General features: G+C 67.0%; 23 protein-coding genes. 20 read left to right on the top strand and 3 right to left on the bottom strand.

Annotated features, from left to right (window positions below; all coding sequences use genetic code 11):
- Positions 1-2: 2 nt before the first annotated feature.
- Together FHT32_RS04570 and FHT32_RS04565 are read left to right on the top strand one after the other, a co-directional pair.
- Entirely contained in the window at positions 3-1,535 is a 1,533-nt protein-coding gene (locus FHT32_RS04570; RefSeq protein WP_176663422.1) for a tripartite tricarboxylate transporter permease, read from the top strand.
- A gap of 16 nt (positions 1,536-1,551) precedes the next feature.
- Entirely contained in the window at positions 1,552-2,388 is an 837-nt protein-coding gene (locus tag FHT32_RS04565) for a cytidylate kinase family protein (protein WP_176663421.1), read from the top strand.
- Between the two features lie 42 nt (positions 2,389-2,430).
- On the opposite strand, the gene FHT32_RS04560 is transcribed toward FHT32_RS04565, so the two are convergent.
- Positions 2,431-3,039, bottom strand: a complete 609-nt coding sequence (locus FHT32_RS04560) for a Crp/Fnr family transcriptional regulator (protein WP_056595369.1) — start codon at positions 3,037-3,039, stop codon at positions 2,431-2,433.
- A gap of 151 nt (positions 3,040-3,190) precedes the next feature.
- Between FHT32_RS04560 and oxc the strand changes: the two genes are divergently transcribed.
- The 11 genes from oxc to FHT32_RS04505 all read left to right on the top strand — a co-directional run bounded on the left by oxc (position 3,191) and on the right by FHT32_RS04505 (position 15,130).
- A complete protein-coding gene (oxc, locus tag FHT32_RS04555) occupies positions 3,191-5,020 on the top strand; it encodes an oxalyl-CoA decarboxylase (protein WP_176663420.1) in 1,830 nt (609 codons plus the stop codon).
- Positions 5,021-5,053: 33 nt separating this feature from the next.
- Entirely contained in the window at positions 5,054-6,325 is a 1,272-nt protein-coding gene (gene frc / locus FHT32_RS04550) for a formyl-CoA transferase (protein WP_176663419.1), read from the top strand.
- A 158-nt stretch (positions 6,326-6,483) separates the two neighbouring features.
- Entirely contained in the window at positions 6,484-6,930 is a 447-nt protein-coding gene (locus FHT32_RS04545) for a PAS domain S-box protein (protein WP_176663616.1), read from the top strand.
- A complete protein-coding gene (gene frc / locus FHT32_RS04540) occupies positions 6,927-8,174 on the top strand; it encodes a formyl-CoA transferase (RefSeq protein ID WP_176663418.1) in 1,248 nt (415 codons plus the stop codon). Before FHT32_RS04545 ends, frc (FHT32_RS04540) begins: the two co-directional genes overlap by 4 nt.
- 236 nt (positions 8,175-8,410) lie before the next feature.
- On the top strand, positions 8,411-8,728 hold the full coding sequence (locus tag FHT32_RS04535; RefSeq protein ID WP_176663417.1) for a hypothetical protein: 318 nt from the start codon (positions 8,411-8,413) through the stop codon (positions 8,726-8,728).
- A 35-nt stretch (positions 8,729-8,763) separates the two neighbouring features.
- Entirely contained in the window at positions 8,764-9,942 is a 1,179-nt protein-coding gene (gene sucC / locus FHT32_RS04530) for an ADP-forming succinate--CoA ligase subunit beta (protein WP_176663416.1), read from the top strand.
- Positions 9,943-9,976: 34 nt separating this feature from the next.
- Complete coding sequence (sucD, locus tag FHT32_RS04525; protein ID WP_176663415.1) at positions 9,977-10,876, top strand: succinate--CoA ligase subunit alpha; 900 nt, start codon at positions 9,977-9,979, stop codon at positions 10,874-10,876.
- A 44-nt stretch (positions 10,877-10,920) separates the two neighbouring features.
- On the top strand, positions 10,921-11,703 hold the full coding sequence (locus tag FHT32_RS04520) for a fumarylacetoacetate hydrolase family protein (protein WP_176663615.1): 783 nt from the start codon (positions 10,921-10,923) through the stop codon (positions 11,701-11,703).
- Positions 11,704-11,752: 49 nt separating this feature from the next.
- Positions 11,753-12,763 carry a 2-dehydropantoate 2-reductase gene (locus FHT32_RS04515; RefSeq protein ID WP_176663414.1) on the top strand — a complete coding sequence of 337 codons (1,011 nt, stop codon included), beginning with the start codon at positions 11,753-11,755 and terminating at the stop codon, positions 12,761-12,763.
- A gap of 3 nt (positions 12,764-12,766) precedes the next feature.
- On the top strand, positions 12,767-14,185 hold the full coding sequence (pyk, locus tag FHT32_RS04510) for a pyruvate kinase (RefSeq protein ID WP_176663413.1): 1,419 nt from the start codon (positions 12,767-12,769) through the stop codon (positions 14,183-14,185).
- A 21-nt stretch (positions 14,186-14,206) separates the two neighbouring features.
- Positions 14,207-15,130 (top strand): LysR family transcriptional regulator, encoded by a 924-nt coding sequence (locus FHT32_RS04505; protein ID WP_176663412.1) that lies wholly within the window; start codon positions 14,207-14,209, stop codon positions 15,128-15,130.
- Positions 15,131-15,208: 78 nt separating this feature from the next.
- Here FHT32_RS04505 and FHT32_RS04500 read toward each other — a convergent pair whose 3' ends face one another.
- Positions 15,209-15,373 (bottom strand): hypothetical protein, encoded by a 165-nt coding sequence (locus FHT32_RS04500; protein WP_176663411.1) that lies wholly within the window; start codon positions 15,371-15,373, stop codon positions 15,209-15,211.
- Between the two features lie 655 nt (positions 15,374-16,028).
- Here FHT32_RS04500 and oxlT point away from each other — a divergent pair.
- The 7 genes from oxlT to FHT32_RS04465 all read left to right on the top strand — a co-directional run bounded on the left by oxlT (position 16,029) and on the right by FHT32_RS04465 (position 24,317).
- Positions 16,029-17,309, top strand: a complete 1,281-nt coding sequence (oxlT, locus tag FHT32_RS04495; RefSeq protein WP_371132134.1) for an oxalate/formate MFS antiporter — start codon at positions 16,029-16,031, stop codon at positions 17,307-17,309.
- 105 nt (positions 17,310-17,414) lie between these two features.
- On the top strand, positions 17,415-17,903 hold the full coding sequence (locus FHT32_RS35370; protein WP_176663409.1) for a gamma carbonic anhydrase family protein: 489 nt from the start codon (positions 17,415-17,417) through the stop codon (positions 17,901-17,903).
- A gap of 241 nt (positions 17,904-18,144) precedes the next feature.
- Positions 18,145-18,654: a formate dehydrogenase subunit gamma gene (locus FHT32_RS04485; protein WP_176663408.1), complete on the top strand. Its 510-nt coding sequence runs from the start codon at positions 18,145-18,147 to the stop codon at positions 18,652-18,654.
- Complete coding sequence (locus FHT32_RS04480; protein WP_176663407.1) at positions 18,651-20,210, top strand: NADH-quinone oxidoreductase subunit NuoF; 1,560 nt, start codon at positions 18,651-18,653, stop codon at positions 20,208-20,210. The genes FHT32_RS04485 and FHT32_RS04480 overlap by 4 nt, the downstream gene beginning before the upstream one ends.
- Positions 20,211-20,256: 46 nt before the next feature.
- Entirely contained in the window at positions 20,257-23,127 is a 2,871-nt protein-coding gene (gene fdhF, locus FHT32_RS04475) for a formate dehydrogenase subunit alpha (RefSeq protein WP_176663406.1), read from the top strand.
- 19 nt (positions 23,128-23,146) lie between these two features.
- On the top strand, positions 23,147-23,971 hold the full coding sequence (fdhD, locus tag FHT32_RS04470; RefSeq protein ID WP_218088107.1) for a formate dehydrogenase accessory sulfurtransferase FdhD: 825 nt from the start codon (positions 23,147-23,149) through the stop codon (positions 23,969-23,971).
- A gap of 40 nt (positions 23,972-24,011) precedes the next feature.
- Entirely contained in the window at positions 24,012-24,317 is a 306-nt protein-coding gene (locus FHT32_RS04465; protein WP_176663404.1) for a formate dehydrogenase subunit delta, read from the top strand.
- Here the strand turns inward: FHT32_RS04465 and FHT32_RS04460 are convergent.
- Positions 24,314-24,622: a hypothetical protein gene (locus tag FHT32_RS04460; RefSeq protein ID WP_176663403.1), complete on the bottom strand. Its 309-nt coding sequence runs from the start codon at positions 24,620-24,622 to the stop codon at positions 24,314-24,316. The two genes, FHT32_RS04465 and FHT32_RS04460, sit on opposite strands and share 4 nt — an antisense overlap.
- Positions 24,623-24,629 lie beyond the last annotated feature (7 nt).

Raw genomic sequence — 24,629 nt, 5'->3', positions numbered from 1 at the left:
AAATGGAAGAAATCAGTGCCCTGATGCAGGGCTTCTCGGTGATCCTCTCGCCGATGAACATCGGCCTGATGTTCCTCGGCATCATCCTCGGCGTTCTCATCGGCGTGCTGCCGGGGCTCGGCGGCGCCAACGGCGTGGCGATCCTCTTGCCGCTCACCTTCACGATGTCGCCGACCTCGGCCATCATCATGCTGTCGTGCATCTACTGGGGTGCGCTCTTCGGCGGGGCCATCACCTCGATCCTGTTCAACATACCGGGCGAGCCCTGGTCGGTGGCCACCACCTTCGACGGCTATCCGATGGCGCAGAACGGGCACGCCGGCGCGGCGCTCACCACCGCGTTCACTTCGTCCTTCGTGGGCGCCTTCCTCGCGGTGGTGATGATCACCTTCCTCGCGCCGCTGGTCGCGAAGTTCGCGCTCAAGTTCGGCTCGCCCGAGTTCTTCGCGGTGTACCTGCTGACCTTCTGCAGCTTCGTCGGCATGGGCAAGGGCTCGCCCTTCAAGATCCTCGCGTCGATGGCGCTGGGCTTCGCGCTCGCCAGCGTGGGCATGGACACCGTCACCGGCCAGCTGCGCCTGACCTTCGGCCAGCCCGAGCTGATGCGCGGCTTCGACTTCCTGATCGCGGTGATCGGCCTGTTCGGCATCGGCGAGATCCTGCTGTCGATGGAGGAGGGCCTGAAGTTCTCGGGCAAGAGCGCGAAGATCGACCCCAGGGTGGTGTGGCAGACATGGAAGCAGTTGCCGCGCTACTGGATGACATCCATCCGCAGCTCGCTGATCGGCATATGGATGGGCATCACGCCCGGCGGGGCCACGCCGGCCTCTTTCATGGCCTACGGCCTCGCCAAGAAGATGTCGAAGAAGGGCGCGAAGTTCGGCACCGGCGAGACCGAAGGCGTGGTCGCGCCCGAGACCGCAGCGCACGCGGCCGGCACCAGCGCGCTGCTGCCGATGCTCGCGCTGGGCATTCCCGGCTCGCCCACCGCCGCGGTGCTTCTCGGCGGCCTGCTGATCTGGGGCCTGCAGCCCGGGCCGCTGCTCTTCGTCGAGCAGAAGGACTTCGTCTGGGGCCTCATCGCGAGCATGTACCTGGGCAACATCGTCGGGCTGATCGTGGTGCTGAGCACCGTGCCGCTCTTCGCGTCGATCCTGCGCATTCCGTTCTCGATCATCGCGCCGGTGATCATCGTGATCTGCGCGATCGGCGCCTACACGGTGCACAACGCGATGCTCGACATCTGGTTCATGCTGGGCTTCGGCGTGCTGGGCTACCTCTTCAAGAAGCTCGACTTTCCGCTGGCGCCGCTGGTGCTGGCGCTGGTGCTCGGCGACAAGGCGGAAGACTCGTTCCGCCAGGCCATGCTGGTGTCGCAGGGCGACGTGATGGTGATGTTCTCGAACCCGCTGGTGGGCACCATCACCACGCTCGCGCTGGTGCTGCTGTTCTGGCCGCTGATCTCCAAGGCGCTGGCCTTCGTGAAGAAGCCGAAGAAGGCCGACGAGTTCGCCGTCGAGCGGCCGGTGGATTGAACGAGGAGGCCAGCACATGCCAGTGATTGCACTGACCCAGGAGATGGGTTCCCTCGCGAAGGATGTTTCGCTCAAGCTCGCCGAAACCCTCGGCCTCGCCGTGATGCGCCACGAGATCATCGAGCACGTGGCCGACCGGATGCAGGTCTCCACCAGCCTCATCGGCCGGCTGCGCAGCGGCAAGGCGGGCCTGGTGGAGCGCCTGACCACCGACAAACGCAGCGTGGCGCTCTACACCGCCGAAGAGCTCTTCGCGCTGGCCGACCGCGGCAACGTGGTGCTGCGCGGCTGGGGCGCCACCTGCCTGCTGCGGCCGGTGCCGCACGTGGTGTGCGTACGCATCACGCGCTCGATGAAGAAGCGCGTCGAATGGCTGATGGCCGACCTCGAGACCGACGACGCCGAGTTCGCCGAAGCCGAGATCCGCCGCAGCGACCAGGCGCACGCCGCGCGCATGCATGCGCAGTTCGGCGTGACCTGGGGCGACCCGGTGCTCTACGACCTGGTGCTCAACACCGACCGGCTGTCGGTGGAAAGCTGCGTCGAGCAGATCCGGCTGATGGTGAACCGCCCCGAGTTCGCGGAAACGCCGGCCTCGCGCGCGCTGCTCGCCAACATGGCGCTGGAGGCGCGCGTGCGCGCGGCGCTGAAGGAGCACGAGGCGACGCGCGATATCAACGTGACGATCACCGCGAACCAGGGTGAGCTGCTGCTGCGCGGCATCGTGCTGGACTCGGACGAGCGGGCGCAGGCAGAGGCTGTGGCTGCGGAAGTGCGGGGTGTGAGCGGGGTGCACAACCAGCTGAGGCTGATGGCTAGCACGCGGCGGTTTGCTTCGGCGAAGCAGACCTAGGTTTTTGCTCCTTCCCCCAGAGGGGGAGGGAGCAAGACAGGGTCAGATCTTCCCGCGCTTGCGAAGCCGGCTAAGGGTTTCCGCTGACAGATTCAGATACGAAGCCAGCTCCTTGCTCGGAATCCGGTCTTCCAGCTCCGGGTGCTTGCGCATGAACCGGTGCACGCGCCCCGCGGCATCGAGCAGGTGCAGCGTGATCGTGTGCGCCATGATCTCGCTCATGCCGCGCATCACCAGGAACTCGAACAGCTCCTTGGTCTCGGGATGCTTGTTCAGGAAGGCGATCCACTCCTTCAGCGGCAGGCTCGCCACCCGCGCCTTGGTCACGCAGACGATGCCGTAGGGCGTGGGCGTGCCCAGCCGCAGCGCGGCGTAGCTCGTCTCCATGTCGTTCTCGTCGGCGAAGCGAAGGATCATTTCCTTGCCCTCCGGGTTGCTCACCACCCGCTTGAGGATGCCGTCGAGGATGAAGTACTGCTCCATCTCCCGCACGCCCTGGTGCAGCAGGAACTCGCCCTTGTTGCCGTCCACGATGACCAGGTGGGCTTCCAGCTCGGCGCGGTCGGCTTCGCTCAGGTCCTTGAGAAGCACGTTCTGCCGCAGCTGGGCGCGAATGATGTTCTTCTCCGGATGGTTTTCCAACAACGTCATGGTCACCGTCTTGCTCGAGTTCGCTGCCGGCGCCGCTCATCGGGGGCTGCGCCGTTTTCGGGAAAGTTGACCGAGGTCAACGGCCGAAAGTTTGGCCCGAATCATAGTCGCGGCTCGGGCCTAGGCCATTCACCCATGCAGAAGGAGAGACATGTCTTCAGTCAGAACAGAGAAAGAGGCGGCCACCACGCTGAGCGAAGCCCTCAAGTCCGCGAAAACCCGTGACGCCGACGGCGATGCGGTGGTGCGCGCGCTCAAGAGCGTGACGGAAGACAACGCGCCCGCGGGCGAGACCATCGACGGCTTCCATCTCGTCATCGATGCCCTCAAGCTCAACGGCATCGACACCATCTTCGGCCTGCCCGGCATCCCGATCACCGACCTCACCCGCATGGCCCAGGCCGAAGGCCTGCGCGTCATTTCCTTCCGCCACGAGCAGCACGCCGGCAACGCGGCCGCAGCAGCGGGCTTCCTCACGCAGAAGCCCGGCATCTGCCTGACGGTGTCGGCGCCCGGCTTCCTCAACGGCCTCACCGCGCTGGCCAACGCCACCACCAACTGCTTCCCGATGATCCTCATCAGCGGCTCCAGCGAGCGCGAGATCGTCGACCTGCAGCAGGGCGACTACGAGGAGATGGACCAGCTCGCCATCGCCAAGCCGCTGTGCAAGGCCGCCTTCCGCGTGCTGCATGCGCAGGACATCGGCGTGGGCATCGCGCGCGCCATCCGCGCCGCGCTCTCGGGCCGCCCGGGCGGCGTGTACCTCGACCTGCCGGCCAAGCTGTTCGCACAGACCATGGATGCCGCGGCCGGCAAGGCCTCGCTCATCAAGGTGGTCGATGCCGCGCCGCGCCAGATTCCCGCTGCCGACGCGGTGAACCGCGCCCTCGAACTGCTCAAGGGCGCCAAGCGTCCGCTGATCCTGCTCGGCAAGGGCGCTGCCTACGCGCAGGCCGACGCCGACATCCGCGCGCTGGTCGAGAAGACGGGTATTCCCTACCTGCCGATGTCGATGGCCAAGGGCCTGCTGCCCGACACGCACGCGCAGTCGGCGGCGGCGGCGCGTTCCTATGTGCTGCAGGAAGCCGACGTGGTGGTGCTGGTCGGTGCGCGCCTGAACTGGCTGCTCTCGCACGGCAAGGGCAAGACCTGGGCGCAGGAGAAGGGCGCCAAGCGCTTCATCCAGATCGACATTGCGCCGACCGAGATCGACAGCAACGTCGCCATCGAGGCGCCGGTGATCGGCGACATCGGCTCCTGCGTGGCAGCGCTGCTGGCCGGCATCGACGCCAAGTGGGCCAAGCCCCCGGCCGAGTGGACCGGCGCCATCGCCGAGCGCAAGGACAAGAACCTGTCGAAGATGGCCGCCACGCTGGCCGCGCGGCCCTCGCCGATGAACTTCCACAGCGCGCTCAGCGTGATCCGCGACCAGGTGAAGGCCCGGCCCGACGCCATCGTGGTGAACGAGGGCGCCAACACGCTGGACTTCGCGCGCAGCATCGTCGACATGTACGAGCCGCGCAAGCGCCTGGACGTGGGCACCTGGGGGATCATGGGCATCGGCATGGGCTTCTCCGTGGCCGCCGCCGTGGTCACGGGCAAGCCGGTGATCGCCATCGAGGGCGACAGCGCCTTCGGCTTCAGCGGCATGGAGGTGGAAACCATCTGCCGCTACAACCTGCCGGTCTGCGTGATCGTCTTCAACAACAACGGCGTCTACCGCGGCACCGACGTGAACCCCAGCGGCACGCCCGACGTGGCGCCCACGGTGTTCGTCAAGAACGCGCGCTACGACAAGCTGATGGAAGCCTTCGGCGGCGTCGGCGTGCACGCCACCACCGCCGACGAGCTGCAGAAGGCCCTGGCCGAGGCCGTCGCCTCGGGCCGCCCGACCCTCATCAACGCCGTGATCGACGAGACGGCGGGCACCGAGAGCGGCCGCATCACGAGCCTGAACCCCGCCGCGGCGAAGAAGAAGTAACCCGCATTCCGTTTCATTCAAGGAGATATCCCAATGAGCAACAAGCCCCTCAACGGCATCAAGATCATCGACTTCACGCACGTGCAGGCCGGTCCCGCGTGCACGCAGTTGCTGGCCTGGTTCGGCGCCGACGTGATCAAGGTGGAGCGCCCCGGCGCGGGCGACGTCACGCGCTCGCAGCTGCGCGACATTCCGGACGTCGACGCGCTCTACTTCACCATGCTCAACAGCAACAAGCGCTCGATCACGCTGGACACGAAGAAGCCCGAGGGCAAGGCCGTGCTGGAGAAGCTGATCCGCGAATCCGACGTGCTGGTGGAGAACTTCGGCCCCGGCGCGCTGGACCGCATGGGCTTCACCTGGGAGCGCATCCAGGAGTTGAATCCCAAGATGATCGTCGCCTCGGTCAAGGGCTTCAGCGAAGGCCACCACTACGAGGACCTGAAGGTGTACGAGAACGTGGCGCAGTGCGCCGGCGGCGCCGCCTCCACCACCGGCTGGTGGAAGGGGGGGAACTCGGTGCCGACGATCTCGGCCGCGGCGCTGGGCGACTCCAACACCGGCATGCACCTGGCGATCGGCATCCTGACGGCGATCATCGGGCGCGAGCAGACCGGCAAGGGCCAGAAGGTGGCCTGCTCGATGCAGGACGCCGTGCTCAACCTGTGTCGCGTGAAGATGCGCGACCAGCAGCGCCTGGACAGCGTGGGCTACCTCGAGGAATACCCGCAGTACCCGCACGAGATGAGCGCGTTCGCCGACAAGGTCGTGCCGCGCGGCGGCAATGCCGGCGGCGGCGGCCAGCCGGGCTGGATCCTGAAGTGCAAGGGCTGGCAGACCGACCCCAACGCGTATATCTACTTCACGGTGCAGGGCCACGCCTGGGAACCGATCTGCGATGCGCTGGGCAGGCCCGAGTGGAAGACCGACCCCGACTACATGACGGCCAAGGCCCGCCAGCCGCACATCGAGCAGATCTTCGCCACCATCGAGGACTTCATCAAGGACAAGACCAAGTTCGAGGCGGTGGACATCTTCCGCAAGCACGACATTCCCTGCGCCCCGGTGCTGTCGATGAAGGAACTGCTGCACGACGAGTCGCTGCGCAAGAGCGGCTCGATCGTCGAAGTGCCGCACAAGGAGCGCGGCACCTACTGGACCATCGGCAGCCCGATCAAGTTCTCGGACCTCAAGCCCGAAGTCACCGCCTCGCCCCTCCTGGGCGAGCACACCGACGAAGTGCTGGCGGAACTGGGCTACAGCAAGGACCAGATCGAAAGCCTGCACGCGGCCAAGGCAGTGTAGAAGCCCACCCCCAGGCTTGCCCACTTCGTGTGGCAGCGCCAACCCCCTCAAGGGGGCGACACCTGCGGCCCGGCGGAGCCGGTTCCGCGGTGTCCCTGGAAGTGGGGGAGGCTGCTGCAGGAGCGTGGCCTGGATCGAAAGAAGCGCCGGAGGTGTACATGCAAGCGAATGTCGATTTCAAGCAGCTCGTCGAAGGCGCCGGCGATGCGATCATGGTGTGCGACGCGATGGGCGCGATCACGCTGTGGAACCGCGCGGCCGAACGCATCTTCGGCTTCAGCGAGGCCGAGGCCCTCGGCAGGTCGCTCGACCTGATCATTCCCCAGCGCCAACGTCAGCGGCACTGGGAGGGCTACCACAAGACCATGGAAACCGGCGTCACCAAGTACGGCGCCGACCTGCTGCGCGTTCCCGCGCTGCACAAGGACGGGCGCACGCTGTCGATCGCCTTCACGGTGTCGATGCTGTTCTCCGCCGATCACGAGGTCACCGGCATCGTCGCCATCGTGCGCGACGAGACAGCCCGCTTCGCCGAGGAGCGCAAACTTCGCGCACGTCTGGTAGAAGTCGAAGCCACCACGATCAAAGCAGGAGACAGTCAATGAGCAAAGCACTCGAGGGCATCAGGATCCTCGACTTCACCCACGTGCAGTCGGGCCCCACCTGCACCCAGCTGCTGGCCTGGTTCGGCGCCGACGTGATCAAGGTCGAGCGCGCCGGAGAAGGCGACGCCACGCGCGGCCAGCTGCGCGACATTCCCGGCGCGGACAGCCTCTACTTCACGATGCTGAACCACAACAAGCGCTCGATCACGCTGGACACCAAGAACCCCAAGGGCAAGGAGGTTCTCGACAGCCTGATCAAGACCTGCGACGTGCTGGTCGAGAACTTCGCGCCCGGCGCGCTCGACCGCATGGGCATCACCTGGGCCCACATCCAGAAGCTCAACCCGCGCATGATCGTGGCCTCGGTCAAGGGCTTCGGCCCCGGCAAGTACGAGCACTGCAAGGTCTACGAGAACGTGGCCCAGTGCGCGGGCGGCGCGGCTTCCACCACCGGCTTCGAGGACGGCCCGCCGCTGGTGACCGGCGCGCAGATCGGCGACAGCGGCACTGGCCTCCACCTGGCGCTCGGCATCCTGGCGGCGCTCTTCCAGCGCAACAGCACCGGGCGCGGCCAGCAGGTGCTCGCGCCGATGCAGGACGCGGTGCTCAACCTCTGCCGCGTGAAGATGCGCGACCAGCAGCGGCTGGAGCGCACCGGCACCATGCACGAGTACCCGCAGTACCCCGACGGCAAGTTCGGCGACGCGGTGCCGCGCGCGGGCAACGCGTCGGGCGGCGGCCAGCCCGGCTCCATCCTCAAGTGCAAGGGCTGGGAGACCGACCCGAACGCCTACATCTACTTCATCACGCAGGCGGCGGTGTGGCCGGCGGTGTGCAAGGTGATCGGCGAGGAAGGCTGGATCACCGACGAGGCCTACGCCACGCCGGCGGCGCGGCTGCTGCACCTGAAACCGATCTTCGCGCGCATCGAGCAGTGGACCATGACCAAGACCAAGTTCGAGGCCATGGACATCCTCAACGAGTACGACATTCCCTGCGGGCCGATCCTCTCGATGAAGGAGATCGCCGCGGACGAATCGCTGCGCGAGACCGGCACCATCGTCGAGGTGGACCACCCGGTGCGCGGCAAGTACCTGACGGTGGGCAACCCCATCAAGATGTCCGACAGCCCGACGGTGGTGACGCGTTCGCCATTGCTCGGTGAACACACCGAGGAAGTGCTCAGGCAGCTCGGTTACGACGCGGATGCCCTGGCAACCCTGCGGGCCGAGCGCGTGATCTGAGGCGCGGCGCAGGCCCGCCTTTTCTTTCATCTTCGAGTCTTGCGACAGCGCCGCCCGCGGGCGGCGCGGAGGGTTGCTGCGCCCGCGAAATCGAGCGCCCGCACTCCATAACTCATGGTGAATGGTTTTTATAAATTGATTTAATTTTTATTTATCGTCCATCGATCCTACATTTTGAACTCGCCGGAATTTCTCGATCAATTCAACCTCTTCGGCATTCATTCAAGGAGAAGATCATGGAAAACCATTCGCCCGTCCAATATTGGCGCGACGAAATCGAGCGCAATGCCTACAACGCCGCATTCTTCGAATTGGGATTGCGCTGGCACTGGGATGGCGAGACCTACGACCGCCTGATGGGCCTTGGCCAGGACGCAAACGAGCGTATCGGCCATTACCTGAAGACGCACCAACCACATCTGCTGAAGGCCTACGACGCCGAATTCCTGGCGCTCGCCATCGAGCAGAAGAAGGAAATTCACAGAAAGCGGGAAATGGCTTCATCGAGCTATTTCAATTGGGCCGAAAGTCACGGCGTCGAGCTCGGTGCCTGAATTTTTCCAATTCAGATGAACAACGCTCTCCAGCCATGAACATCCACGAATACCAGGGCAAGGACGTGCTGCGCCAATACGGCGTGGCAACCCCTCGTGGATTCGTCTGCCGCTCGCCCGACGAGGCGGCCGATGCCGCTGCCCGCATCGGCGGCCGGGCCTGGGTGGTCAAGGCGCAGATCCATGCGGGCGGGCGCGGCAAGGGCGGCGGCGTGAAGCCGGCCTGGTCGGTGGACGAGGTGCGGCGCCACGCCGCCCAGATGCTCGGCATGACGCTGAAGACGCCGCAGACCGGTCCCGAGGGCCGCGTGGTGAGGCTACTGCTGGTGGAGGAGAGCGTGGAGATCGACAAGGAGCTCTACCTGGGCTTCGTGGTCGACCGCAATTCGCAGCGCGTGGCGCTGATGGCCTCCAGCGAAGGCGGCATGGACATCGAGGAAGTGGCCGCGCGCACGCCCGAGAAGATCCACAAGCTCTTCATCGACCCGGACGCCGGCCTGCGCATCGCCGAGGCGGACGGCATGGCGCGCCGCATCGGCATCACCGATCGTTCGCTGGTGCAGGCGCGCTTGTTCATGCAGAACCTCTACAAGGCCTTCGACGGCAGCGATGCCTCGCTGGCCGAGATCAACCCGCTGGTGCTGACGCGCGACAACCGCGTGATCGCACTCGACGCGAAGTTCGACTTCGACGCCAACGCACTCTTCCGCCAGCCGGAGATCGCGGCCATGCGCGACACCGACGAGGAAGACCCGATCGAGGTCGAGGCCTCGAAGTTCGACCTCTCGTACATCGCGCTCGAGGGCGACATCGGCTGCCTCGTGAACGGCGCCGGCCTCGCGATGGCGACCATGGACGCCATCAAGCTCTACGGCGGCGAGCCCGCCAACTTCCTCGACGTGGGCGGCGGCGCGACGGCCGACAAGGTGGCCGAGGCCGTGCGGCTGATGCTGCGCAACCCCAGGCTCAAGGCCGTGCTGGTCAACATCTTCGGCGGGATCATGAAGTGCGACGTCATCGCGCACGGCGTGGTCGACGCGGTGCGCGAGACCGGCCTCAGGGTGCCGCTGATCGTGCGCATGAAGGGCACCAACGAGGACCTGGGCCGGACCATCCTCGCGCAGTCGGGCCTGTCGATCATCAACGCCGACGACATGGCCGAGGCCGCGCAGCGCGCCGTCGGCGCGGCCAGCAACTGGGAGCGACCGCGATGAAGCGCTCATCTCCGAAGTCGATGGAGCTTGCAGCATGTCCATCCTGATCAACAAGCACACCCGCGTCATCACGCAGGGCATCACCGGCAGGACGGGCCAGTTCCACACCCAGGCCTGCCTCGAGTACGGCAACGGCAGGCACTGCTTCGTGGCGGGCGTGAATCCGATGAAGGGCGGCCAGTCGATGGCCGGCATCCCGATCTTCGGCACGGTGAAGGAGGCCAAGGCAGAGACCGGCGCGACCGTCTCCGTGATCTACGTGCCGCCGGCCTTCGCCGCAGCCGCCATCGACGAGGCGGTGGATGCGGAGCTCGACCTCGTCATCTGCATCACCGAAGGCATCCCGGTGCGCGACATGATCCGCACGCGCCACCGCATGCAGGGCCGCAAGACGCTGCTGCTGGGCCCCAACTGCCCGGGGCTCATCACGCCCGGCGAGATCAAGATCGGCATCATGCCCGGCCACATCCACCAGCGCGGGCGCATCGGCGTGGTCTCGCGCTCGGGCACGCTGACCTACGAGGCCGCGAGCCAGCTCGCGAGCTTCGGCATCGGGCAGTCGACGGTGGTGGGCATCGGCGGCGACCCGGTGGGCGGGCTGCGGCACATCGACGTGCTGAAGATGTTCAACGACGACCCGCGCACCGACGCCGTGATCATGGTCGGCGAGATCGGCGGCGATGCCGAGGAGCAATGCGCGCGCTGGATCCGCGATCACATGACCAAGCCCGTGGTCGGCTTCATCGCAGGCGCCAGCGCGCCGCCCGGCAAGCGCATGGGCCATGCGGGCGCCATCGTCTCGGGCGGCCGCGGCACCGCGCAGGAAAAGCTCGCGGTGATGAAGGAATGCGGCATCCACGTCACGCGCAACCCGGCGGAGATGGGGAAGCTGCTCGCCTCGCTCGTGATACCCGACTACCTGCCGTTCGATTGACCGCGGCGGACCCGATCCTCAACATCCAGAAAGACGACAACAACATGGAACAGCAGCAGCAGATGAAGAAATGGGTCCGCTTCGAGCACGCAGGCGGCATCGGCTTCGGCACGCTCGAAGGCGATGCGGTGCACGAGCGGCAGGGCGACATGTTCGGCAGCTCCGAGCCCACGGGCCGCGTGTTCGCGCTGGCGGGGCTGCAGCTGCTCACGCCGACCGAACCCACCAAGGTGATCGCGCTGTGGAACAACTTCCATGCGCTGGGCGCCAAGCTGAACCTGCCGGTGCCCGCCGAGCCGCTGTACCTGCTGAAGACGCCCAATTCGTATCTTGCGCCCGGCGCGCCCATCCGCAAGCCGCTGTGCGACGGCAAGGTGGTGTTCGAGGGCGAGCTCGGCATCGTCATCGGCAAGACCGCCACCGCCGTCTCGGAAGCCGATGCGCTGGGCCATGTGTTCGGCTACACCTGCGCCAACGACGTGACGGTGGCCGACATCCTCCATCGCGACGCCTCCTTCGCGCAGTGGGTGCGCGCCAAGGGTTTCGACACCTTCTGCCCGATGGGCCCGGTGGTCGCCACCGGCCTCGACCCCGCCACGCTCACCGTGACCACGCTGCTCAACGGCGAGGTGCGCCAGGACTATCCGATCAGCGACATGCGCTTTTCGGTGCAGCAGCTCGTGAGCCTCATTTCGCAGGACATGACGCTGCACCGCGGCGACGTGATCCTCTGCGGCACCTCGGTCGGCGTCGGCTCCATGAAGCCCGGCAGCCTCGTGGAGATCGAGATCGGCAGCATCGGAAAACTCAGCAACCGCTTCGGCTGAACGCAGCCAAAAGGTCGCGCAAGGATTTCAACTCTTGGGGATCGACGACATGAAGATTGCAATCATCGGCGCAGGCGCCATCGGCGGGCTGGTCGGCGCGAAGCTCGCGCTGGCCGGCGAGGACGTCACGTTCATCGTGCGCGGCGCCAACCTCGACGCCATATCGCGCAACGGCATCAGGCTGGTCTCGGCCGAAGGCGAGGAGCAGGTCGCGCGCAACGTGAAGGCCACCGACCGCTACGACGAAGCGGGCCCGCAGGACATCGTCGTGCTCGCGATGAAGGCCCATCAGGTCGAGGCCGTGGCCAGCGACGTGCCGAAGCTCTTCGGGCCCGACACGGTGGTCGTGACCATGCAGAACGGCATCCCGTACTGGTACTTCCACAAGCACGGCGGCGCGCTTGAAGGCACGCCGGTGCGCAGCGTCGACCCTTCTGGAACGCTTGCGGCGAAGATTCCCGCGCAGCGAGTGATCGGCTGCGTCGTCTACCCCGCGTCGGAGCTCATCGCGCCGGGCGTGGTCAAGCACATCGAGGGCGACCGCTTCCCGGTGGGCGAGCTCGACGGCTCTGCCAGCGAGCGCGTTGAGCGCGTGTCGGCCTGCTTCACCGGCGCGGGCTTCAAGGCGCCGGTGCTCGACAACATCCGCGCCGAGATCTGGCTCAAGCTGTGGGGCAACCTGACGTTCAACCCGATCAGCAGCCTCTCGCATTCCACGCTCGTGGACATCTGCCAGTACCCGCCTTCGCGCGAGCTGGCTGCCGCGATGATGCGCGAGGCCCAGGCCGTCGCGCACAAGCTCGGCATCGAGTTCCGCGTGACGCTCGAAAAGCGCATCGCGGGCGCGGAGAAGGTCGGCAAGCACAAGACCTCGATGCTGCAGGACGTGGAAGCGGGCCGCGCGCCCGAGATCGACGCACTGGTAGGCGCCGTGGTCGAACTGGCCCGGCTCACCGAGACGCCCACGCCGCACATCGACACCGTCTACAGCCTCGTGAAGCTGCTCGCGCGCACCATGGAAGACCAGCGCGGTCGGGTGAAGCTGCACGAGATGGCGTGAACCATGAGACGCACGCGCAGCGCCAGGATCGTCGCCACCCTCGGCCCGGCCACCACCGAGGAGCCGGCCATCCGCGCGCTGTTCGAGCGCGGCGTGGACGTGTTCAGGCTCAACTTCAGCCACGGCACGCAGCATGACCATGCGCGGCGCCTGGAAACCATCCGCCGCCTGGAGAGGGAGTTCGGCCGGCCCATCGGCGTCCTGCTGGATCTGCAGGGGCCCAAGCTGCGGCTGGGCACCTTCGAGGGCGGCCGGGCGCAGCTGGAGGCGGGCGCGCGCTTCAGGCTCGACATGGACAAGGCCAGCGGCAGCGCACGACGCGCGCCGCTGCCGCATCCGGAAATCTTCGCGGCGCTGCAGGACGGCACCGAGCTGCTACTTGACGACGGCAAGCTGCGGCTTCGCGTGGACAGCCACGGCCCCGACTTCGCCGAGACCACGGTGCTGGTCGGCGGCGCCATCTCCGACCGCAAGGGCGTCAACGTGCCCAGCGTGCTGCTGCCGATCTCGCCGCTCACGCCGAAGGACCGCGACGACCTGGCCTTCGGCCTGTCGATGGGCGTGGACTGGGTCGCGCTCTCCTTCGTGCAGCGGCCGGAGGACATCGAGGAGGCGCGCGCCATCATCGGCTCGCGCGCGTGGATCATGGCCAAGCTGGAGAAGCCGGCCGCCATCGAGCACCTGGATGCGATCGTGGAACTGTGCGACGGCATCATGGTGGCGCGCGGCGACCTCGGCGTGGAGCTGCCGCCGGAGCAGGTGCCCGAGCTTCAGCGGCTGATCGTGCGCGCCTGCCGCAAGCGCGGCAAGCCGGTGGTGGTGGCCACGCAGATGCTCGAATCGATGATTGCCTCGCCGGTGCCCACGCGCGCGGAAGTGTCGGACGTGGCGACCGCGGTGTATGACGGCGTCGATGCGGTGATGCTCTCGGCCGAATCGGCCTCGGGCAGGTACCCGTTCGAGGCGGTCGCGATGATGGACCGCATCATCGCGCGCGTGGAGTCCGACCCGTCGTACCGCACGGGCATCGACGCCACGCACGAAGCGGCGCTGTCGACCACGGCCGATGCGGTGTGCGCCTCGCTGCGCCAGGTGGCCTCGCTGCTCGCGCCGGCGGCCACCGTGACCTACACCTCTTCCGGCTTCACCAGCCTGCGCGCCGCGCGCGAGCGCCCGGCCGTGCCCATCCTGAGCCTCACGCCAGACATCGCCGCGGCGCGGCGCATGGCGATGGTCTGGGGCGTGCACGCGGTGCTGGTCGACGACGTGCACGACGTGGGCGAGATGATCGACTGCGCCTGCCGCACGGCGCGCGCCGAAGGTTTCGCGAACGAGGGCGACGACGTGGTGGTGGTGGCAGGCCTGCCCTTCGGGCAGTCGGGCACCACCAACCTGCTGCACGTGGCCCGCATACCGCGCTGAGCGCTGCTGCAGGCGGCTGCGATGAAGCATGCGACCTTGCGCCAGCTGAAGGTCTTCGAGGCGGTGGCGCGGCTGCTGAGCTTCTCGCGCGCGGCCGAGGAACTGCATCTCACGCAGCCCGCCGTCTCCACGCAGGTGCGCAAGCTCGAGGAGCATGCGGGCAATGCGCTCTTCGAGCAGTTCGGCAAGAAGGTGTACCTCACGGCCGCGGGCAGCGAACTGCTGCAGATCAGCCGCGCGATCATCCAGCAGTTCGAGGCGGCCGAGAACGCGATGATGCAGTTCAAGGGCGTCTCCGGCGGCAGGCTCAACGTGGGCGTGATCAGCGCGGGCGACTACTTCTTTCCGCGCCTGCTGGTCGAGTTCGCGAGCCGCCACCAGGGCGTGACGCTGAACTTCACCGTGCACAACCGCGCGGAGCTGCTGAGCCACATCGCCGAGAACCGCACCGACCTCGCGATCATGGTGCGGCCGCCCACTGACCTCGACACCATCAACCAGCCTTTCGCGCCGCATCCCTACGTGATCGTCGCGGCGCCGCGCCATCCGCTGGTGGGCGAGAAACGGATCGCGGTGCAACGCCTGATGCGCGAGCCCTTCGTGGTGCGAGAGAAGGCGTCCGACACCTGGCATTCGATGGAAGACGGGTTCGGCGGCGACCTCAGCGGCATCAACGTCGCGATGGAAATCCGCAGCACCGAGACCATCAAGCAGGCAGTGATCGCGGGCATGGGCGTGAGCTTCGTGTCGGCGCACACCGTGAGCCAGGAGCTTCGCGCGGGCAGCCTTCGCGTGCTCGACGTCGAAGGCTTTCCGCTGATGCTCAACTGGTACGTGGTGCATCGCCGCAGCAAGCGGCTGCCGCCCGTGGCGCAGGCCTTCAAGGACTTCCTGCTGAGCGACGGGTCGTCGCTGATCTCGCAGATCGTGCCCTTCGAGGGCTAGAAAGAAAGCTCGATGAAAAAAGAGCGCGGCGATCGATTCGCGCGCGCTCTTCGGGAGGAGTGAATGCGGCGTTGCGGCTCAACGCTGCACGGGCGCCGAACGGCGCTGCATCAACGCGGTGCGGGCTGCCTTGTAGACGATCACGATGGGCATCACGGCGAACAGCTCACGCATGATGTTGCCGGCGGTCGAGGAAGAGGCGGGTGCGCGCAGTGCGTTGGAATCGAGGGTGGCGTGGCTCATTGAGTGCTCCAAAAAAAAAGAATCTGAAACTGAATCGGAAAGTCCGAAGGGATTACCCTGAATTTTAGGGTTTACCCTAGACGAGGGCAAACGCGATTTTTGCGTTTCTTGACCTAGGTCAATTTTTCCCCGTCCGACAGGTTCTGCGGATACGCCGGAAGTTCCGCTGCCAGAGCCGTTCGAAAGCGCGGCGGGCGAGCGCGAGGCGCACCGCGGATCCATCGAAGAACGTCGCATGTGGTGCCGCATTCGTCGCGCAAGCATCACGCAGGAATCATCGAAATTCCTCCATCGATTTCTCTTCCTTCATGCACCGCGAAGGCATCGCCCGATGCGTCTCGCAAAGCCTTCTCTTCACGCCTCGAACGAAGCGCAATTTCATAGGGATACCTCGGGGGTTCCGCGAGAGCGCGATTCGTGTGAACTTGACTGAGGTCAAGAGTTTTTGGGTCGCTCGGTCCGACAGTCATTCACGCGCAGAAAACTGGTGATCCCAATGCCGTGTATCGATGTCAACGAAGCCTCGTCGCCCGTCGATGCGCACAGTTCGCTCGACTGATTGCTCTGCTTTTGCAGCCCGTCGGATTTCAACGAAAACACCAAGGACAACTCCATGACTCGGCCCACCTCCACGATCGCAGGTTCCAACCCCGCGATGTATCCCCCGTCCGAAACCTACGGCGCCAGCGCGACCCGATCCGAGGCGTACCGATGGGGCCAATTGCTCATAGGCATCGTCTGCATGGCGATGATCGCCAACCTGCAGTACGGCTGGACGCTCTTCGTCAATCCGATCGCCGACAAGCACGGCTGGAGCCGCGCGGCGATCCAGGTCGCGTTCACCATCTTCGTCCTCACCGAAACCTGGCTCGTGCCCATCGAGGGCTATCTCGTCGACCGCTTCGGCCCGCGTCCGGTGGTGCTGGTGGGCGGCGTGCTGTGCGGCCTGGGCTGGGTGCTCAACTCGTTCGCCGATTCGCTCGCGCTGCTGTACGTTGCGGCGGCCATCGGCGGCGTCGGCGCCGGCGCGGTCTACGGCACCTGCGTGGGCAATGCGCTCAAGTGGTTCCCCGACCGGCGAGGCCTTGCGGCGGGCATGACGGCGGCCGGCTTCGGCGCGGGCTCGGCGCTCACGATCATCCCGATCTCCGCGATGATCAAGTCCAGCGGCTACGAGGCAGCGTTCCTGTATTTTGGGATCGGGCAGGGACTCATCGTGTTCCTGCTCGCATGGCTCCTGACCCGCGCACCCAACCATGCCAAGGCGTCGAACAGCCGCAACGTGCAGCAGGCGGGCCGCGACTACGCGCCTTCCGAGGTGCTGCGCTCGCCGGTGTTCTGGGTGATGTACGCGATGTTCGTGATGGTGGCGGCCGGCGGCCTGATGGCCACCGCGCAGCTCGCGCCCATTGCCAAGGACTTCAAGATCATCGACGTGCCGGTCAACATCATGGGCCTGGTGCTGCCCGCGCTGACCTTCGCCCTGGCCATCGACCGCGTGCTCAATGGCCTCACCCGGCCCTTCTTCGGATGGGTGTCAGACAAGATCGGCCGCGAGCAGACCATGTTCATCGCCTTCGCGATCGAGTCGGTCGGCATCCTGATGCTCTATCACTACGGCCAGAACCCGCTGCTGTTCGTGATCCTCACCGGCATCGTGTTCTTCGCCTGGGGCGAGATCTACAGCCTGTTCCCCTCCACCTGCGCCGACACCTTCGGATCGAAGTACGCGGCATCGAACGCCGGCATGCTCTACACCGCCAAGGGCACGGCCTCGCTGCTGGTGCCGCTGTCGAGCATGCTGGCCGCCGCCACCGGCAGCTGGCAGGCCGTCTTCATCGCGGCCAGCGCGGTCAATGCGCTCGCGGCGCTGATGGCGTGGTTCGTGCTGCGGCCGATGCGCCGCAAGCACATCGAGGCGAGCCGTACCGAATAGAACAACTCCGGGCCGCCATCGCCGGTACCATCCGGATATTCCTTCCCCACACAGCCCCGCCATGAAGATGGCGGGGCTTTTTGCCGATGAACAGGAGCCCCCGCAGTGACGATCTACCGACTTGATGCGCATGAACCGGACATCGACGCCAGCGCCCGCGTGGCCGAGAGCGCCAGCGTGATCGGCCAAGTCGTGCTCGCGCCCGGCAGCAGCATCGGCGCGCACTCGGTGCTGCGCGGCGACAACGAGCCCATCACCGTCGGCCGCGGCAGCCAGGTGCAGGCGGGCGTGATGCTGCATGCGGACCCCGGCTATCCGCTGACCATCGGCGCCGACGTGACGGTGGAGCCGCACGTGATGCTGCACGGCTGCACCGTGGGCGACGGCGCGGTGATCGGCGAGCACACCATCGCGCTCAACGGCTCGGTGGTGGGGCGCGGGTGCGTCGTCGAGACGGGTTCGCTGCTGACCGAGGGCAAGGTCTTTCCCGACCGTTCGCGCATCGCGGGCCGCCCCGCGAAGGTGGTCGGCGAAGTCGACGACGCGCAGGCCGAGGCGCAGCTGCGCAGGGCGCGCGAAGCGTCCACCCGGTAGCGGTCTTTCCGGTCCTTCCGAAACCCTGCGCGCCCGCAGGGTTTGTGCGCATTGGCACCGTGCTTGTTTCGGCGGAAATTGACTTGTGTCAAGGCCCCCGACGCGCGATTCATCGACATTGATCCCAAGCGGATGACCACGGGATTCGCGTCGAATCTCACGACGTCGAACCCGTGACAGAACCACGATGAAGAACAGCTCCGCTTGCAAGCTGATGGCAACGGAGCAGATCGGACGGACCATGAAACAAGAAAACGTTCAGCAGGCGCAGCCAGGGCACGAGGCGAACGAACTCGCCGCCGTGCAGCGCATCCTGCAGGCGCACGAGAACGAGCCCGGCGCGCTGCTGCCGATACTGCACGACGTGCAGGACGCGCTCGGCTACGTCCCCGCGCACACGGTGGCGGTGATCGCCGAAGCGCAGAGCCTCTCGCGCGCCGAGGTGCACGGCGTGGTCACCTACTACCACCACTTCCGCAGCCAGCCCGCGGGCCGGCACGTGATCCAGATCTGCCGTGCCGAGGCATGCCAGTCGATGGGGGCGGACGCTTTGCTCGCGCACGCCGAGCTGCGCCTGGGCTGCAGCGCGCACGGCACCACGAAGGACGGCGCCTTCACGCTGGAGCCGGCGTTCTGCCTCGGCCTTTGCGCCTCGTCGCCCGCGATGACGCTGGACGAACAGCCGTATGCGCGCATGACCGCCAAGGGCTTCGATGCGCTGGTCGCGCAGGCCGACGGAGGCCGCGCATGAGCACGATCACCGTCTACGTTCCGCGCGACTCGGCCGCGCTCGCCGCCGGCGCCGACCGCGTGGCCCGATGCATCGCGAAGGAGGCCGCGGCGCGCGGCCTGATGCTCGAGCTGGTGCGCAACGGTTCGCGCGGCATGTTCTGGCTCGAGCCGCTGGTCGAGGTGAGCACGCCGGCCGGCCGCATGGCCTACGGACCGGTGACGCCCGACGACGTGGCGGGCCTGTTCGACGCGGGCTTCCTCACCGGCGGCAGGCACCCGCTCGCGCTAGGCCCTACCGAGGACATTCCGTACCTGAAGAAGCAGGAGCGCCTGACCTTCTCGCGCATGGGCATCACCGATCCGGTGTCGCTCACCGACTACCAGGCCTACGAGGGCTTCGCCGGCCTGCGCCGCGCGCTGGCACTCGCGCCCGAGGACATCGTGCAGCAGGTGCTCGACTCGGGCCTGCGCGGACGTGGCGGCGCGGCCTTCCCGGCGGGCATCAAGTGGAAGACGGTGCTGGGCACGGGGGCGGCGCAGAAGTACATCGTCTGCAATGCCGACGAGGGCGACTCGGGCACCTTCTCCGACCGCATGACCATGGAGGGCGACCCCTTCATGCTGATCGAGGGCATGACCATCGCGGGCCTCGCCACCGGTGCCACGCAGGGCTACATCTACGTGCGCTCGGAGTACCCGCATGCGATCGCGACGCTGAACGAGGCCATCCGCGTGGCGGAGGCCGCGGGCTTCCTCGGCGACAACATCCTGCGTTCGGGCAAACGCTTCTCGCTCGAAGTGCGCAAGGGTGCGGGCTCGTACGTGTGCGGCGAAGAGACGGCGCTGCTCGAGAGCCTCGAAGGCAAGCGCGGCATCGTGCGCGCCAAGCCGCCGCTGCCGGCCATCGAGGGGCTGTTTGGGCAGCCCACGCTCATCAACAACGTCATCACGCTGGCCAGCGTGCCGCTGATCCTGGCGCGCGGCGCGGCCTTCTACCGCGACTACGGCGTGGGCCGTTCGCGCGGCACGCTGCCGATGCAGCTGGCCGGCAACATCAAGTACGGCGGCCTGGTCGAGAAGGCCTTCGGCGTCACGCTGCGCGAACTGCTGTACGACTACGGGGGCGGCTCGGCCTCGGGCCGGCCGATCAAGGCGGTGCAGGTCGGCGGGCCGCTGGGCGCCTACCTGCCGGAGTCGAAGTGGGACCTGCCGCTCGACTACGAGGCCTACGCAGCCGTCGGTGGCACCGTGGGCCACGGCGGCATCGTGGTGCACGACGACACGGCCGACCTCTCGAAGCTCGCGCGCTACGCCATGGAGTTCTGCGCGCTCGAATCCTGCGGCAAGTGCACGCCCTGCCGCATTGGTTCGACGCGCGGCGTCGAGGTCATCGACAAGATCCGCGGCAACCAGAACCGCCCGCAGCAGGTGATGCTGCTGCGCGACCTGTGCGACACGATGGTCCACGGCTCGCTGTGCGCCATGGGCGGCATGACGCCGTTCCCGGTGCTGTCGGCGCTCGATCATTTCCCGCAGGACTTCGGCATCGAAGCCCCCGACCGCAAGGCAGCCTGAGCCCCCGGGCCGCATCCAGAGAAGCAATCAGCAAGGCTAGACAGACATGTTGGACCATCTCAAGGAAATCGACTACGGCACCCCCAAGCGCGAATCCGAGCGCGAGGTGACGCTGGAGATCGACGGCAATGAAGTGACAGTGCCCGCGGGCACTTCGCTGATGCGCGCGGCGGTGGATGCAGGCATCCAGGTGCCCAAGCTCTGCGCCACCGACAGCCTGGAGCCCTTCGGCTCGTGCCGGCTGTGCCTGGTCGAGATCGAGGGGCGGCGGGGCTTTCCGGCCTCGTGCACCACGCCCGCCGAAGCCGGCATGAAGGTGCGCACGCAGACGCCGAAGCTGCAGGAGCTGCGCAAGGGCGTGATGGAGCTCTACATCTCCGACCACCCGCTCGACTGCCTCACCTGCTCGGCCAACGGCAACTGCGAGCTGCAGGACATGGCGGGCGTGACCGGGCTGCGCAACGTGCGCTACGGCTTCGACGGCGCCAATCACCTGAAGAGCGAGAAGGACGAGTCGAACCCGTACTTCAGCTACGACCCCTCGAAGTGCATCGTGTGCAACCGCTGCGTGCGCGCCTGCGAGGAGACGCAGGGCACCTTCGCGCTGACCATCAGCGGCCGCGGTTTCGAGTCGCGCGTGTCGCCGGGGCAGGACGAGGCCTTCATGGACTCGGAATGCGTGAGCTGCGGCGCCTGCGTCGAGGCCTGCCCCACGGCCACGCTGCAGGAGAAGTCGGTGATCTGGCTCGGCCAGCCCGAGCACAGCGTGATCACCACCTGCGCCTACTGCGGCGTGGGCTGCTCGTTCAAGGCAGAGATGAAGGGCAACGAGGTCGTGCGCATGGTGCCGTGGAAGGACGGCAAGGCCAACGAGGGCCACTCCTGCGTGAAGGGCCGCTTCGCCTGGGGCTACGCGACGCACCAGGACCGCATGCTCAAGCCGATGATCCGCAAGAACATCAGCGACCCGTGGCAGGAGGTGAGCTGGGACACCGCGCTCAACTACGCGGCCAGCGAGTTCAAGCGCTTGCAGGCCAAGTACGGCCGCGACTCCATCGGCGGCATCACCTCCTCGCGCTGCACCAACGAGGAAACCTATCTCGTGCAGAAGCTGGTGCGCGCCGCCTTCGGCAACAACAACGTCGACACCTGCGCGCGCGTGTGCCATTCGCCCACGGGCTACGGCCTGAAGCAGACGCTGGGCGAATCTGCGGGCACGCAGACCTTCGCCTCGGTCGACAAGGCCGACGTGATCATGGTGATCGGTGCCAATCCGACCGACGGCCACCCGGTGTTCGCATCGCGCATGAAGAAGCGGCTGCGCCAGGGCGCGAAGCTGATCGTGGTCGACCCGCGCCGCATCGACATCGTGAAGTCGCCGCACATCCAGGCGGCGCACCACCTGCAGCTGCGCCCCGGCACCAACGTGGCAGTGGTCACGGCGCTGGCGCACGTCATCGTGACCGAAGGGTTGATGGCCGACGAGTTCGTGGCCGAGCGCTGCGACACCGTTTCTTTCAAGGAGTGGAAGTCGTACGTGGAACGCCCCGAACAGTCGCCCGAGGCCACCGAGGCGGTGACCGGCGTGCCGGCCGCCGAGATGCGCGCGGCCGCACGGCTCTTCGCCACGGGCGGCAATGCCGCCATCTACTACGGCCTGGGCGTGACCGAGCACAGCCAGGGCTCGACGACCGTGATGGGCATCGCCAACCTCGCGATGGTCACCGGCAACGTCGGCCGCGAGGGCGTGGGCGTGAACCCGCTGCGCGGCCAGAACAACGTGCAGGGCTCCTGCGACATGGGTTCCTTCCCGCACGAGCTGCCGGGCTACCGCCACGTGTCGGACAGCACCACGCGCTCCGCGTTCGAGGCCGCATGGGGCGTGCCGATCGACCCCGAACCGGGCCTGCGCATTCCCAACATGTTTGACGCCGCCATCGGCGGCAGCTTCAAGGGCCTCTACTGCGAGGGCGAGGACATCGTGCAGTCCGACCCGAACACGCAGCACGTGGCCGCCGCGATGATGGCCATGGAATGCGTGGTGGTGCAGGACATCTTCCTCAACGAGACCGCCAAGTACGCCCACGTGTTCCTGCCGGGCTCCTCCTTCCTGGAGAAGGACGGCACCTTCACCAACGCCGAGCGCCGCATCTCGCGTGTTCGCAAGGTGATGCCGCCCAAGGCCGGCCTTGCGGACTGGGAGGTGACGGTGAAGCTCGCGCAGGCCCTCGGCTATCCGATGGACTACAGGAGCCCCGAGGAGATCATGGACGAGATCGCCGCGCTCACGCCCACCTTCCGCGGCGTGAGCTACAAGCGCCTCGACGAGCTCGGCAGCATCCAGTGGCCCTGCAACGAGAACGCACCCGAAGGCACGCCCACCATGCACATCGACCGCTTCGTACGTGGCAAGGGCAGGTTCATCGTCACGCAGTACGTGGCGACCGACGAGAAGGTCACGCGCCGCTTCCCGCTGCTCCTGACCACCGGGCGCATCCTCTCGCAGTACAACGTGGGCGCGCAGACGCGGCGCACCGAGAACAACCAGTGGCACAGCGAGGACCGCCTGGAGATCCATCCGCACGACGCCGAGGAGCGCGGCGTGAAGGAAGGCGACTGGGTCGGCATCCAGAGCCGCGCGGGCGAGACGGTGCTGCGCGCCACGGTGTCGGAGCGCATGCCGCCGGGCGTGGTCTACACCACCTTCCACTTCCCCGAGTCGGGCGCGAACGTGATCACCACCGACAACTCCGACTGGGCCACCAACTGCCCCGAGTACAAGGTGACGGCGGTGCAGGTGACGCCGGTGATGCAGCCTTCCGCCTGGCAGCAGGAGTACAGCCGCTTCAACCAGACGCAGAACGACCTGCTCGCCGCCGCCTCGCATCAGAGCAACGAGACGGTGCCGGCCAAGTGAGGACGCATCTCGCATGACCATGCAGGCCGCCGACACCGTCCGCTTCTGCGAAGGCGCGCAGCTGCTGCCCGTGCACGGCGTGCGCGGCGGCCGGCCCTTCGACGTGCAGGACTGGGTGGCCGAGGAGGTGCCGGTCGCGCTCGAATACAACGGCATCTCGCACGCCGTGATGCTCGCGACGCCGCTGGACCTCGAAGACTTCGCGCTCGGCTTCTCGCTGAGCGAGGGCATCCTCGGTGCGGCGCACGAGCTCTATTCGGTGGAAGCGGAGCAGTCGGCGCTGGGCTTCACGGTGCACATGCAGGTGTCGAGCGCCGCCTTCGCGCGCCTCAAGCAGCGCCGCCGCTCGATGGCCGGGCGCACCGGCTGCGGCCTGTGCGGCACCGAGAGCCTGACGCAGGTGTCGCGCGAGATCCCCGTGCTGCGCGACGATGCGGCAGTGCGCTTCGATCGCGAGGCCATCGCCCGCGCGATGTCGCAGCTGCCCTCGCAGCAGACCTTGCAGGAGGCCACCGGGGCGGTGCACGCGGCGGCATGGTGCTCGGCCGACGGCGAGGTGATGTGGCTGCGCGAAGACGTCGGCCGCCACAACGCGCTCGACAAGCTGGTGGGCGCGCTCGCGGCCAACGACGTCGACGCATCCGCCGGCTTCATCGCCGTGACCAGCCGTGCGAGCTTCGAGATGGTTCAGAAGGCCGCGATGGCCGGCGCGCCGCTGCTCGCCGCGGTGTCGGCGCCGACCTCGTTCGCTGTGACCACCGCCCAGCGCGCGGGCCTCACGCTGGTGGGCTTCGTGCGGCAGCAGGACCTTGGGGTCTACAGCCATCCGCAGCGGCTCGGCTGACGTTTTCTTCTCGACCGAGCAACCCTTCTTCGAAAGCCCCATGGAACACGATCACTCGGCACAACTGGTCAAGATGGCCAACCAGATCGGCACCTTCTTCCAGGCGCAGTCGCCGAGCGACGCGACCCTGGCCACGAATGCGATTGCGGCGCACCTGAAGTCTTTCTGGGCGCCGAGCATGCGCGTGCAGCTGATCCGCGCGCTCGAGGCAGGCAAGGCCACGCACCTGCTGCCGATCGTCGCGTCGGCGGTTCGCAGCCACCGCGAGAACCTGATGCCGGGCGGAGCGCGCGAGGCGGCCGATGCGAAGGAACAGTTTCCGCAGGGCGGGGGCGACGCGGGCTAGACGCCGACGCCGCGGTTTCCGATGCCCCGCTGCTGCGACTGAAGCAGCGCTTCGTAGAACAGGCACAGCGGCATGGCGATGAACACCATGCCCGCCACGTAGATCACCAGGCTCAGCACGGGGAAGTTGCTGCCGCCCCAATGGGGGATCGAGGTGGCGATGGCGAGGAGGGCGATGGCCGCGATCACCGCATGCAGCGCGTTGCGCACGAGCGTGATCCGCGGGGAGGCCGGCGCATCGTGCGACTGAAGGTGCGATACCGGATTCGGGCTGTGGCGGTCGCCCTTGTCTCCATCATTTTTCATCGTCGCT

This window comes from Variovorax sp. SG517, assembly GCF_013376045.1.
GTDB lineage: Bacteria > Pseudomonadota > Gammaproteobacteria > Burkholderiales > Burkholderiaceae_C > Variovorax.
The sequence above is the reverse complement of the archived record's forward strand: the minus strand, read 5'-3'. Positions and strand labels throughout refer to the sequence as shown.